Origin of the sequence: Endozoicomonas sp., assembly GCF_965196975.1 — a bacterium.
Lineage (GTDB): Bacteria > Pseudomonadota > Gammaproteobacteria > Pseudomonadales > Endozoicomonadaceae > Endozoicomonas.
Window position 1 is genome coordinate 5,448,042 of sequence record NZ_OZ239981.1, and the last position, 12,278, is coordinate 5,460,319.

Annotated in this window: 12 protein-coding genes; 7 read left to right on the forward strand and 5 right to left on the reverse strand. The window is 47.3% G+C overall.

The genetic code is table 11. From position 1 onward, the window contains the following. The first annotated feature begins 158 nt into the window (after nt 1-158). The 6 genes from ACOCLE_RS24170 (at nt 159) to tnpC (ACOCLE_RS24195) (ending at nt 7,873) form a co-directional block, all read left to right on the forward strand. A complete protein-coding gene (locus ACOCLE_RS24170; RefSeq protein WP_419534583.1) occupies nt 159-2,882 on the forward strand; it encodes a type I restriction-modification system subunit M in 2,724 nt (907 codons plus the stop codon). Then, a complete protein-coding gene (locus tag ACOCLE_RS24175) occupies nt 2,879-4,141 on the forward strand; it encodes a restriction endonuclease subunit S (RefSeq protein ID WP_419534584.1) in 1,263 nt (420 codons plus the stop codon). The genes ACOCLE_RS24170 and ACOCLE_RS24175 overlap by 4 nt, the downstream gene beginning before the upstream one ends. Continuing rightward, the gene (locus tag ACOCLE_RS24180) at nt 4,134-4,784 is read left to right on the forward strand and encodes a DUF4433 domain-containing protein (protein WP_419534585.1); all 651 of its coding nucleotides are present in this window, start codon (nt 4,134-4,136) and stop codon (nt 4,782-4,784) included. Before ACOCLE_RS24175 ends, ACOCLE_RS24180 begins: the two co-directional genes overlap by 8 nt. Next, nucleotides 4,784-5,869 carry a macro domain-containing protein gene (locus tag ACOCLE_RS24185; RefSeq protein ID WP_419534586.1) on the forward strand — a complete coding sequence of 362 codons (1,086 nt, stop codon included), beginning with the start codon at nt 4,784-4,786 and terminating at the stop codon, nt 5,867-5,869. Before ACOCLE_RS24180 ends, ACOCLE_RS24185 begins: the two co-directional genes overlap by 1 nt. A gap of 47 nt (nt 5,870-5,916) precedes the next feature. Then, nucleotides 5,917-6,282, forward strand: a complete 366-nt coding sequence (locus tag ACOCLE_RS24190) for a type I restriction endonuclease (protein ID WP_419534587.1) — start codon at nt 5,917-5,919, stop codon at nt 6,280-6,282. An 85-nt stretch (nt 6,283-6,367) separates the two neighbouring features. Then, nucleotides 6,368-7,873, forward strand: a complete 1,506-nt coding sequence (gene tnpC / locus ACOCLE_RS24195) for an IS66 family transposase (protein ID WP_419532963.1) — start codon at nt 6,368-6,370, stop codon at nt 7,871-7,873. Here the strand turns inward: tnpC (ACOCLE_RS24195) and ACOCLE_RS24200 are convergent. Continuing rightward, nucleotides 7,824-8,183 (reverse strand): hypothetical protein, encoded by a 360-nt coding sequence (locus ACOCLE_RS24200; protein ID WP_419534588.1) that lies wholly within the window; start codon nt 8,181-8,183, stop codon nt 7,824-7,826. The genes tnpC (ACOCLE_RS24195) and ACOCLE_RS24200 overlap by 50 nt on opposite strands. 450 nt (nt 8,184-8,633) lie before the next feature. Between ACOCLE_RS24200 and selD the strand changes: the two genes are divergently transcribed. Beyond that, nucleotides 8,634-9,668, forward strand: a complete 1,035-nt coding sequence (selD, locus tag ACOCLE_RS24205; protein WP_419534589.1) for a selenide, water dikinase SelD — start codon at nt 8,634-8,636, stop codon at nt 9,666-9,668. Between the two features lie 85 nt (nt 9,669-9,753). Here the strand turns inward: selD and ACOCLE_RS24210 are convergent, their stop codons facing one another. The 4 genes from ACOCLE_RS24210 to ACOCLE_RS24225 all read right to left on the reverse strand — a co-directional run bounded on the left by ACOCLE_RS24210 (nt 9,754) and on the right by ACOCLE_RS24225 (nt 12,257). Then, on the reverse strand, nt 9,754-9,999 hold the full coding sequence (locus ACOCLE_RS24210) for a hypothetical protein (protein WP_202969697.1): 246 nt from the start codon (nt 9,997-9,999) through the stop codon (nt 9,754-9,756). 159 nt (nt 10,000-10,158) lie between these two features. Then, entirely contained in the window at nt 10,159-10,326 is a 168-nt protein-coding gene (locus ACOCLE_RS24215; RefSeq protein WP_419534590.1) for a YjbQ family protein, read from the reverse strand. A gap of 68 nt (nt 10,327-10,394) precedes the next feature. After that, nucleotides 10,395-11,900 carry an IS66 family transposase gene (gene tnpC / locus ACOCLE_RS24220; RefSeq protein WP_419532963.1) on the reverse strand — a complete coding sequence of 502 codons (1,506 nt, stop codon included), beginning with the start codon at nt 11,898-11,900 and terminating at the stop codon, nt 10,395-10,397. A gap of 63 nt (nt 11,901-11,963) precedes the next feature. Further along, complete coding sequence (locus ACOCLE_RS24225; RefSeq protein WP_419534591.1) at nt 11,964-12,257, reverse strand: YjbQ family protein; 294 nt, start codon at nt 12,255-12,257, stop codon at nt 11,964-11,966. Nucleotides 12,258-12,278 lie beyond the last annotated feature (21 nt).

Consider the following 12,278-nt stretch of genomic DNA (forward strand, 5'->3'; position numbering starts at 1 on the left):
CCGCCCTGAAGCGATACAAGCTCAACCATTTTCGGTAATCTACCTGTCAGTAAAAATTCTACACTTAAGCTGCCGAGGCTCCTTTTTCCTGCTCGCTATCAATAAAAGATAGCGACCCACCTCCGCGCAGTAGCGTGCCTGATTTCAAGGAAAACCGAATGACCACCAAGCTGACCCTGTCACGGCTCGAGAGTCTGCTCCTGACGGCCTGTGATGATTTGCGCGGCAATATGGATGCCAGCGAATACAAGGAATACATCTTTGGCATGCTGTTTCTGAAACGGGCCAGCGACCTGTTTGACCAGCGCCGGGAAGAACTGCGCCAGCAGTTTCGTAAAGACGGGCTCAGCGATGAAGATATCGAAACCGAACTGGATGACCCGGATAACTACCCCGGCAAATACTTCTATGTGCCCGAGCGCGCTCGCTGGAAAAACATTCAGCACCTGAAAACCAACGTAGGCTCTGCCCTGAACAAAGCGCTGGAAGAGTTGGAAGACGATAACCCCGATGCATTGCAGGACGTATTGAAAGGCGGGCATATCAACTTCAACCGTAAAATCGGCCAGCAAACCCTGAGTGACGACACTCTGGCTGACTTTATCCAGAATTTTGAAAAGATACCCTTGGGTGATGATAACTTTGAATTTCCTGACTTGTTGGGTGCCGCTTACGAATACCTGATTAAATACTTTGCGGACTCCGCCGGTAAAAAAGCCGGTGAGTTTTATACCCCCGCCGAAGTGGTCCGGATTTGTGTCGAAGTCTGCAACCCCCAAGAGAATATGAGCGTTTACGATCCGACCATCGGCTCTGGTGGTATGTTGATTCAGGCTCGGGACTATGTGCAGGAATGTGGTGGCAATCCGGACAATCTCTCCCTGAATGGTCAGGAGAAAATGGGTACCACCTGGTCTATCTGCAAAATGAACATGCTGCTCCACGGTATCTCCTTCGCCAATATCTATAACGCCGATACCCTGATTGAGCCCAAACACGAAAGAGACGGTGAGCTGGTACGCTTTGACCGGGTGCTGGCCAATCCGCCGTTCAGCCAAAACTATTCTCGTAATGACAACATGAAACATCAGGGGCGTTTCAGTGTCTGGATGCCACAAAAAGGCAAAAAGGCCGACCTGATGTTTGTGCAACACATGCTGTCGGTATTAAAGCCGAATGGTAAAGCGGCCACGGTAATGCCCCATGGTGTGCTGTTCCGGGGAGGCGAAGAGAAAGAGTGCCGCCAACATTTTATTGAGCGCGGTGTGCTGGAAGCGGTCATTGGCCTGCCTTCCAACCTGTTTTATGGCACCGGCATTCCCGCCTGCATACTGGTACTCAACAAAGAAGGGGCTGCAGACCGTAAGCACGTGCTCTTTATTAATGCCGACCGGGAATACCGGGAAGGCAAAGCACAGAACCATCTGCGCCCGGAAGATATTGATAAAGTGATCCATGCCTACCGTGGCGGTAAAGATATACCGGCTTATTGTCGTAAAGTTCCCATCGAAGAGATCGCCGCCGAAGATTACAACTGCAATATCCGCCGTTATGTGGATAATGCCCCGCCTGCCGAACCTCACGACGTTCGCGCTCATCTTCATGGCGGTGTGCCCTCTGTGGAAATTAACAACCTTGACCACTTCTGGCAAAACTACAAAGGCCTGCGGGAGGACACCTTTATTCCACGGCAGGAAGGCATCTATGAAGACTTCAGCCCGGTAATTGAAGGCAAACGCGCCATTGCTGACCATATCAGCCATCATCAGGGCGTTATGGATCGTCAAAGCCAGTTCATGGACACCCTGCATACTTGGTGGCATGAGCACCTGCCCATTGTCGAAGCACTGGCACCCGATGCGGCGAATAAAGAAGGCAAGCCCCGCAATGTGTACGAGATGCGCAGCAATTTGCTGAACAGCATTGAAAAGACGTTTACCGAACAGAACCTGCTATCGAGCTATCAGGTGCGGGGAGCGTTTGCCAACTATTACAACCTGCTGAAATCCGATTTCAAATCCATTGCCGCCAGTGGCTGGGGGCCGGAACTGATTCCGGACGACGATATTCTGCAAAGCCAGTTTCCTGAAGTGCTGGAAGAACTGGAGCAACAGCGTTCACGTCTGGCAGAGCTGCAGGCCCTCTTTGCTGCGGCTAGTGAAGAAGATTTTGAAGACAATGAAGACACCGGCGTGCTGCCAGCCGATCAGGTGAAAACCCTGAAGGCAGACCTTAAAGTGGCAAACGCAGCTTGGAAAGCGGAACTGAAAACGCTGAAAGATACCGCGAAAGACCTGTTTACCGAGCTAAAAGTAGCTGGTCATGTTGGCAACAAAGGCCCGAATGATGAGCCAAAAAGCTACTTTATTTCTGACGGTTTCTCACAGAAAGATCCTGTTTTTGAAAATGGTGAGCGTATCCTTGGGTTAGCGGGCAGCGTTGGTCACTTCTCTGATTTTGTTGGCATTATTTCCAATGCAATAAATAGCGGAACTGCCTATAGCCAACAGGCCACCCGTATTGAAAAGCAGCTGACCCACCATAAAGCACTGGAAGATGAGGTTCGTGAACTGAAAGCCACCATTCGGTCCACTGAAAACCAGAAGCAGACGCTGGTAGATGAAGCTCGGGAAAAAATCAGTAACGACGAGGCCCGCGTAGAGATTACCCGACGATTGGGTGAGTTGTTATTTAAAATTTATACAGCATACCTTCGGGCAGATTTGCGAGCCTGTACTACTGCAGTTGAAAATCTGTGGCAAAAGTATGCGACCACGGCTAAACAGATAGAAACAGAGCGGGATCAGGCTGCGGCAGAGTTACAGCAGTTTTTGGTGGAGCTTGGGTATGAAGAGTCTAGCCGAGAGGGAGCTGCATCTTGACTTATAATACTTGGCAGAAAAATGAGTTAGGGAAAAGTCTAAAGCTCACAAGCGGCTTCCCTTTCTTATCTAAACTTTTCTCAACTGAAGATGGGTTTCCGCTAATCCGGATAAGAGATATTGTTGGCTCAAAAATTGAGACTTTCTACAAAGGGTCTTTCTTGCCCCAATATGTCATTAAAAGTGGTGACATTTTGATTGGCATGGATGGTGACTTTAATATTTCAAGATGGAACAACGAGGACGCTCTTCTCAACCAGCGAGTGCTTAAGGTTGAGGTAAACGATCCAACGAGCCTATCTTTGGATTTTATCTATTACTGGCTGCAGCCATATATCAAAAAAGTAAATGACTTAACTGCGGCTACAACAGTCAAGCACTTATCAGTTAAAGATTTATATAAAGCTTCAGGTACTCTACCTGAGGTCCATACTCAACAAAAAATCGCCACCATCCTATCCACTATCGACACAGCGATTGAGAAAACCGAGGCACTGATCACCAAATACCAGCAGATCAAGGCCGGGCTGATGCACGACCTGTTTACCCGTGGTGTATTGCCCAACGGCCAGCTTCGCCCATCCCACGAGCAGGCACCGGAGCTTTATCAAGAAACGGCTATTGGTTGGATTCCAATAGAGTGGGAGGTAAAAGGCATTATTGAGCTAGCAAGTGTTATTGATCCAAATCCTAGTCATAGAAATCCAATCTATCATGAGGATGGTTTCCCCTTTATATCAACAGTGGAATTCATAGAGGATGATCAAGTTGAAGTTGATACGCCTAGAAGGGTTATCGAAGAAATTGTCATAGAGCAGGAAAGGCGCTGCAAATTCTCAGGCGACTCTATAGCATTCTCTAGAAAGGGAACTATTGGATCCACTCGCTTTTTACCCAATCATTTGAGATTTGCGCTACTTGATTCTCTCTGTGTGATTAATCCAACAAATATTGCCCCCAGCTTTCTGTTTAACATGCTTAGAAGTGCATCAATTCAGAAGCAAACAAAGAATATGACGGTGGGACAAGCTTTACCTCAAATGAGTATCGGAAGAGTAAGAGAACTTCAAATACCAACACCACAAAATCCGGCTGAACAAGCAGAAATAGGCGCACGTCTAACAGCTGTTTCTAATTATATTTCTAAAAATCATGCTGAATTGAAAAAGCTTCAGAAAAAGAAGCATGGATTAATGCAAGACCTGCTCACCGGCAAAGTCCCTGTATCTGTCGAGGAGCCTGAACCGGCTCATGAATAGACACTATCCTAACCTCAACCCGGAAAAAGCCCTGATCTGGCGTATTGTGCACCGGGATAATTTGCCATGGATTCTTGATAACGGCCTGCATGCGGGCCATAGTCAGACCCGCTCGCCTGACTGGATCAATATTGGCAATGAAGAGCTGATCGACCGGCGCAGTTTGAGGGAGGTGCCGATACCTCCCGGCGGCACCTTGAATGATTACGTGCCGTTTTATTTCACGCCATTCTCACCCATGATGTACAACATCCACACGGGCCGGGGCGGTGTTCGGCAGCGGAGCAATGAGGAGATCGTCATTCTTGTCTCTTCCGTCCACCGTATCCACCAGCATGGGTTAGCATTCGTGTTTACAGACCGGCATGCCTATCCGCCCACAACGCACTATTACAATCGGATTGACCAGCTCACCGAAATAGACTGGCCATTGCTACAGACCCGGAACTTCCAGCGCAACCCGGATGATCCCGCGCAGATTGAACGGTATCAGGCTGAAGCCTTGGTCTACCAGCAGGTTCCATTGTCCAGCCTGTTCGGTATAGTCTGTTATACCAATGAACTAAAATTACAGATTGAGGCTCTAATCTTACAGCGAGGTTTGCCTATTGAAGTGCATTGCTTACCAGGGTGGTATTTCTAATGATTCACTATACACAAGGCAATTTACTGGATTCTGATGCAGAGGCGCTGGTCAATACCGTCAATACTGTGGGTGTGATGGGTAAAGGTATCGCTTTGATGTTCAGTGACCGGTTTAAGCGCAATCTGGCAGATTATCAACAAGCCTGTAAAGCCAAACAGGTGCAGACCGGTAAGATGTTTATCACCGAAACTGGCGAGCTGATGGGACCGCGCTGGATTGTTAACTTCCCCACCAAGCAGCACTGGCGTTCACCCTCCAAGATGGAGTGGATTGTGGACGGCCTGCAGGATCTCAAGCGTTTTATTGTTGAACAGAGCGTTCGCTCTATCGCTATCCCTCCATTGGGCGCAGGCAATGGCGGCCTGAACTGGCCCGATGTGAAAGTGGAAATTGAACGGGCACTGGCCGATTTAACCGATGTTAATATTATTATTTATGAACCCACTACCCGTTATCAGAATGTGGCCAAACGTCAGGGTATTGAAAAACTGACCCCGCCACGGGCGATGATTGCAGAGCTGGTACGCCGTTATTGGGTGCTGGGCATGGAATGCAGCTTGCTGGAAATCCAGAAGCTGGCATGGTTTCTTGACCGGGCCATCAATGCCCAACAGTTGAAAAACCCGCTTCGCTTTCAATTTCAGGCCAACAACTACGGCCCTTACACGGATGAATTAAGGCACCTGCTGAACGGTCTGGATGGTAGTTATCTGCAAAGCGATAAACGTATTGCCGATAGCAGCCCCCTTGATGTGATTGCCTTTAATGACCAGCGGCGCAAAACTGTTGAAACCTACTTGCACTCTGAAGCCAAAGCATTCCTTCCGGCATTGGAAAAAACCGCTGAACTGATTGATGGGTTTGAATCGCCTTTTGGTATGGAGCTGCTATCTACAGTGGACTGGCTGGTGTTTAAAGAAGGCATTGCCCCTGAACGGGATGCCATCCTCAAGGCCATGGGCCAATGGCCTGCCGGTGAACGTTGGGCACAACGGAAAATCAAACTGTTTGATGGCCGGGCGGTTGATATTGCCCTGTCGCGATTAGCCCATGTGGACTTAAGCGGCCCTACTTCTGCCTGAACCTTTCTTTTGATCGATCACATTCTGCACATTCCGGTAATTCAAGCGTGAGCGAATACACTGAAGTTGAACAACCCTTCCTGAAGCAGCTGGAAGGGCTTGGCTGGACAGCCATCGATCAGGGGGAAGCCATTCCCCAAAACCCGGCATCCTCTCTTAGAGAGCACTTCCGCCAATGGATTCTGCCGGATGTATTTCGCAGCGCCGTTAAAGCCATCAACAAAACCGAAGAGGGGCGATGCTGGCTGACTGACGCTCAACTGGAGGAGTTGCGCCAGCAGGTTCTGCGTCAGCCCAATCGCTCACTGCTGGAAGCCAATGAGTCGGTGCAAAAATTATTATTCAAAACACAAGTGGATGTAAATGAGCTCACCGGAGAGGAAGACCCAGTGGTGCAGCTGATCGATTTGTAACTATTCAGCACCCTTCATATAAATCTGGAATTTTCTGATTTTTCGACCATCATCTTATACTCAATTTTTCTAACAAATCTCCAGTATGGAACCAGACTTCCCAGCTACTCCGTTTACCGAAGCTCTCCTTAAAGAGAATGAAGAGCTTCGGACCGAGAATGCGCTTTTACGGGAACGTTGCAGCGAACTGGAAGAAAGGGTTAATAAAAACAGTCAAAACAGTAGTAAGCCACCATCGTCAGATGGTTATCAAAAGCCCAGTAAAAAAGGGAGTGATAAAGGTGATACATCTTCCAAAGAAGCCCCCTGCTCCTCACAGGAAACACCGAACCCCAAAAGCCTTAGACCATCTTCAGGCAATAAACCAGGTGGCCAGAAAGGTCATCAAGGCTCTTGTTTGAGACGTGTCGCCTTACCCGATTATGTCAGGCATCTGAAGGTTGAAAAATGTTGCTGTTGCCAGTCTTCGCTTATCGATATTAAACCCACCAAATACATTGAGCGACAGGTTTTTGATCCAGGTAGACCCGGAGAATTTGAAGTTACCGCGTACTGGGCAGACGTTAAAGTATGTCCTTGTGGTAAACGGAACACCGCTGAGTTTCCCCAAGGAGTGAAAGCCGCTGCTCAATACGGAGAAGTGACTCAGGCAATGGCTGTTCATTTAAACCAGTATCACTTCATCCCATATCACCGGGTGTCTGAGTATTTCAATACTATTTATTGCATGAGTGTCAGCGCAGGCTCTGTTGCCAATTTTGTTGCCTATACCCATGAGAACCTGGCCTCTACTGAGCAGAGTATCCGCGATGCTTTACAAGAAAGTCCGGTTGCAGGAGCGGATGAAACTGGCATGCGGGTTGACGGTTCACTGTGGTGGTTACACATTATGCGAGATGACCAATGGACGCTTTACTACCTCTCAGAAAGGCGAGGTTGTGAAGCAATGGATGCAATGGGCATCCTGCTGACTTTTGCAGGCATTCTGGTTCACGATCATTGGAAGTCCTACTTTGCCTATGCGGCAGTGCATGTGCTTTGTAATGCCCATCATCTGAGAGAGCTTCAGGGAGTTGTCGATAGGGATGCGAATAAGCTGGCTCTGCGGCTGATGAAATTGCTTACGCTCTCCTGGCACTTCTGCAAGAAATACAAAGCAGCCGGTCTGACTCAAATGCCTGGTGCAATACAGCTTCGCATTGAGACGATATACGACCAAATCCTTCAAAGGGCTCTCACGAAGGAAACCGCTTATATGGAAAAACAACGACAGGTGCTTGGACGTAAGAAGGTCAGGAATACCAAGGCCTACAACCTGTTCAAAAGGCTTATTGAGTTTAAGGTTGAAACGTTGCGCTTCATGTCGGACTTTTCAATTCCCTTCGATAACAATGGCAGTGAACGTGATGCCAGGATGGCCAAACTTAAGCAGAAGATCTCAGGCTGCTTCAGAAGCGAAGACGGAGGTACCATGTTTACCCGAATCCGAAGCTATTTATCATCTGCTAAAAAGCAGGGGTTGAACATATTTCAGGCGCTTCTTAAAGCGGTTCGAAATTACAACAATACGCCTTTGCTGGGTGCTGAATAGTTACAAACAATATTCCGGGTCCGACAGTAGAGCCGTCATCCATAAGCCTCGCTTTTGGATGAAAAACCATGTCAATACTAACACGCCAGATATCACGTTTATTGCACATCATCAGGCGAAAGCGCGCAGTATCAAACTGAGCACCGGAACCTGCGCTAATAAACTGATCCGACTCAAGCCAGGAGGGAAATTTACGAATAACCAGCCCTTCGATCTTTCGACCACCGCTGGAAAACCACTGTTGTAACGCTGCCGACTGCTGCTGCAGCAAATCATCGATAGAAGAACAAGGCAAAGTTAGTGCTCCCATCCGATTCTCCTAATCCATCAATTATCGCTATTCTTCTTTCGTTTTGGATCAATTCGGTCAAATAAGCAGCTGAGCTTAGACAATCAAGAACATATGATTAGCTACTTATCAGTGACGTCTATTATCACCTTTTATCACAGAGATAAGTAGCTGGCCATATGAAATCGAATATTTCTGGCTACTTGGACAGGCACTATGCGAGGCACAACGGAGGGAGCATAGCCGTAGCTATGTAACCAGAGTTGTAACGAAGCAGAGTGTCTGCACAAGGCGTCAGAAATATATGATTTTATATGGTTAGTTACTTATGACATTAGAAACCTCTGTTTTCTGTTTATGTCCAGCAAATGTGTTTAATCCTTTCACCCTTAAGATCTGCAAGGCATTTAATGAAAAGGTTCCCAGTGCTAAAGTATCCGCATTTCAAGCGTTAGCTCAGGGGTAGTATTAATGAAGGATCTGAAGCTTACAGAGTACAGTCATGGCGCAGGATGTGGTTGCAAAATTTCACCACAGATTCTTGATGGTATTTTGAAAACCAACCTCACACTTCCAGACTTTCCTAACCTGGTCGTTGGTAATTCCAGCAAAGATGATGCGGCCGTTGTTGACTTGGGAAACGGTGAAGGGATCATCAGCACTACTGATTTCTTTATGCCGATTGTTGATGACCCATTCGATTTTGGGCGCATCGCTGCCACCAATGCCATCAGTGATATTTACGCTATGGGTGGCACTCCCTTAATGGCTATTGCTATTCTTGGCTGGCCTGTAAACAAGCTACCTCCCGAAGTTGCTGCACAGGTAGTTGACGGTGGTCGTCAGGCTTGTGCCGATGCAGGAATACCGCTGGCTGGAGGCCACAGCATTGATGCTCCTGAACCCATCTTTGGGCTTGCGGTCACAGGCCGAGTATCTCTTGAGCACCTGAAAAGAAATGACCAGGCTCAAGCCGGTCACAAGCTTTATCTGACCAAGCCTCTTGGCGTTGGCATTCTCACAACAGCACAAAAGAAAAAGGTGCTGCAGGATGAACACCAGCATATTGCCCGTGACTCCATGTGCACAATGAACACCATGGGTGCCGACCTGTCTCTGTTGAATGGCATCAGTGCGATCACCGATGTTACCGGTTTTGGTCTTCTTGGCCATCTTCTAGAGGTTTGTGAGGGCAGTAAGGTAAAAGCCACACTGTATACGGACAAACTCCCTCTGCTTCCACATGTGGAAAATTACCGTCAGCAGGGCTGCATACCTGGCGGCACCGAAAGAAACTATGCCAGCTATGGACATAAGGCAGTAGAAATTACAGAACAGCAGAAACACATTCTCTGTGACCCTCAAACCAGTGGTGGTCTTCTGGTTGCCGTAGACCCGACCGTGGAAGAAGCCTTCCACAATGTCGCGGCAAGATTTGAGTTGTCTCTGGAATCAATTGGCGAGCTATCACCTTACGACGGTGGTAAGTGGGTAGAGATACTTTAAAATTTTCATGAGCCGCTCAGGCATTTCTGGGAGGTGTCCGTAAACATAAAAAAAGCCCGGTAAATACCGGGCTTTCAAAGTTAAGTCATATTGGTCGGTTACCGTATTCACCGGAGGGCTTTTTCGGTGGATCTGCAGTAATGTTCGATGGAATCTCTTCGATCTGGCCTCCGTTCTTCAAAAACTCTTCAATCTGGGAGTCCAGACTTGCCCTGAGTTTTTTACGAGACTCAACGGTCCTTTCTTCAGCAGGCTCGTCGCGACTCCCCAGAAACCCAATATCAGCGCCATCAAAACCAGCAGCAGCTTTAGTCGGCTTTTTCCGTGCCATAGCTATATCCTCTAGGTACTGGTTGTCGGAACATCCGTTCCGAAACATTGAAATTGACTTCTTGTCCGATTTTTATAGTTATAGTCCAGCATCGTTGAAATGCCAGTTCGGTCTACCCTCCTTCATAAAAAATAAATTATTAATATCTGATTTTTATAATTACGTATAACCTTCACCTTGTAAAGTGATGATTAGGTTACGGCTTCCTCCGTTGTCTCTGTGCTCTCCCAACCATATGCCCTGCCAGCTACCCAAAGCCAGCGAACCATCTGCAATTGGAATCATTACATCGGCACCAAACAGGCTGGATTTAATATGAGCCGGCATATCATCACTGCCTTCTATCACATGGAGAAAATACTCTTCATTTTCAGGAATATAATGATTACTGGTAACTATTCAGCACCCAGCAAAGGCGTATTGTTGTAATTTCGAACCGCTTTAAGAAGCGCCTGAAATATGTTCAACCCCTGCTTTTTAGCAGATGATAAATAGCTTCGGATTCGGGTAAACATGGTACCTCCGTCTTCGCTTCTGAAGCAGCCTGAGATCTTCTGCTTAAGTTTGGCCATCCTGGCATCACGTTCACTGCCATTGTTATCGAAGGGAATTGAAAAGTCCGACATGAAGCGCAACGTTTCAACCTTAAACTCAATAAGCCTTTTGAACAGGTTGTAGGCCTTGGTATTCCTGACCTTCTTACGTCCAAGCACCTGTCGTTGTTTTTCCATATAAGCGGTTTCCTTCGTGAGAGCCCTTTGAAGGATTTGGTCGTATATCGTCTCAATGCGAAGCTGTATTGCACCAGGCATTTGAGTCAGACCGGCTGCTTTGTATTTCTTGCAGAAGTGCCAGGAGAGCGTAAGCAATTTCATCAGCCGCAGAGCCAGCTTATTCGCATCCCTATCGACAACTCCCTGAAGCTCTCTCAGATGATGGGCATTACAAAGCACATGCACTGCCGCATAGGCAAAGTAGGACTTCCAATGATCGTGAACCAGAATGCCTGCAAAAGTCAGCAGGATGCCCATTGCATCCATTGCTTCACAACCTCGCCTTTCTGAGAGGTAGTAAAGCGTCCATTGGTCATCTCGCATAATGTGTAACCACCACAGTGAACCGTCAACCCGCATGCCAGTTTCATCCGCTCCTGCAACCGGACTTTCTTGTAAAGCATCGCGGATACTCTGCTCAGTAGAGGCCAGGTTCTCATGGGTATAGGCAACAAAATTGGCAACAGAGCCTGCGCTGACACTCATGCAATAAATAGTATTGAAATACTCAGACACCCGGTGATATGGGATGAAGTGATACTGGTTTAAATGAACAGCCATTGCCTGAGTCACTTCTCCGTATTGAGCAGCGGCTTTCACTCCTTGGGGAAACTCAGCGGTGTTCCGTTTACCACAAGGACATACTTTAACGTCTGCCCAGTACGCGGTAACTTCAAATTCTCCGGGTCTACCTGGATCAAAAACCTGTCGCTCAATGTATTTGGTGGGTTTAATATCGATAAGCGAAGACTGGCAACAGCAACATTTTTCAACCTTCAGATGCCTGACATAATCGGGTAAGGCGACACGTCTCAAACAAGAGCCTTGATGACCTTTCTGGCCACCTGGTTTATTGCCTGAAGATGGTCTAAGGCTTTTGGGGTTCGGTGTTTCCTGTGAGGAGCAGGGGGCTTCTTTGGAAGATGTATCACCTTTATCACTCCCTTTTTTACTGGGCTTTTGATAACCATCTGACGATGGTGGCTTACTACTGTTTTGACTGTTTTTATTAACCCTTTCTTCCAGTTCGCTGCAACGTTCCCGTAAAAGCGCATTCTCGGTCCGAAGCTCTTCATTCTCTTTAAGGAGAGCTTCGGTAAACGGAGTAGCTGGGAAGTCTGGTTCCATACTGGAGATTTGTTAGAAAAATTGAGTATAAGATGATGGTCGAAAAATCAGAAAATTCCAGATTTATATGAAGGGTGCTGAATAGTTACGATTACTGAACGTTTCCATATCATGACGAACATTAGGGTCGGCGTTTTCATTGAGGGTCAGTGAAGCAGAAGTATGCTGTAAAAAAATATGGCAGAGCCCAGTCTTATAACTCTCCAGTTCAGGCAATTTGTCAGAAATTTCTGCTGTAATCAGATGAAACCCTCTCTGGTAAGGCTGAAGCTGAATCTGTTTCTGAAACCACATAATTAAACCCTCGCTCAAAGGTGCCGATAAAACCCTGTCAGCCATCAAAGGATAAATATTCATGATGGTGCCTTTATTATGGAA

Bases quoted from the DNA above. Each gene is read 5' to 3' on its own strand.
- ACOCLE_RS24170 (WP_419534583.1), top strand. From the start codon at position 159: ATGACCACCAAGCTGACCCTGTCACGGCTCGAGAGTCTGCTCCTGACG.
- ACOCLE_RS24180 (WP_419534585.1), top strand. From the start codon at position 4,134: ATGAATAGACACTATCCTAACCTCAACCCGGAAAAAGCCCTGATCTGG.
- ACOCLE_RS24185 (WP_419534586.1), top strand. From the start codon at position 4,784: ATGATTCACTATACACAAGGCAATTTACTGGATTCTGATGCAGAGGCG.
- tnpC (WP_419532963.1), top strand. From the start codon at position 6,368: ATGGAACCAGACTTCCCAGCTACTCCGTTTACCGAAGCTCTCCTTAAA.
- ACOCLE_RS24200 (WP_419534588.1), bottom strand. From the start codon at position 8,183: ATGGGAGCACTAACTTTGCCTTGTTCTTCTATCGATGATTTGCTGCAG.
- selD (WP_419534589.1), top strand. From the start codon at position 8,634: ATGAAGGATCTGAAGCTTACAGAGTACAGTCATGGCGCAGGATGTGGT.
- ACOCLE_RS24210 (WP_202969697.1), bottom strand. From the start codon at position 9,999: ATGGCACGGAAAAAGCCGACTAAAGCTGCTGCTGGTTTTGATGGCGCT.
- ACOCLE_RS24215 (WP_419534590.1), bottom strand. From the start codon at position 10,326: ATGCCGGCTCATATTAAATCCAGCCTGTTTGGTGCCGATGTAATGATT.
- tnpC (WP_419532963.1), bottom strand. From the start codon at position 11,900: ATGGAACCAGACTTCCCAGCTACTCCGTTTACCGAAGCTCTCCTTAAA.
- ACOCLE_RS24225 (WP_419534591.1), bottom strand. From the start codon at position 12,257: ATGAATATTTATCCTTTGATGGCTGACAGGGTTTTATCGGCACCTTTG.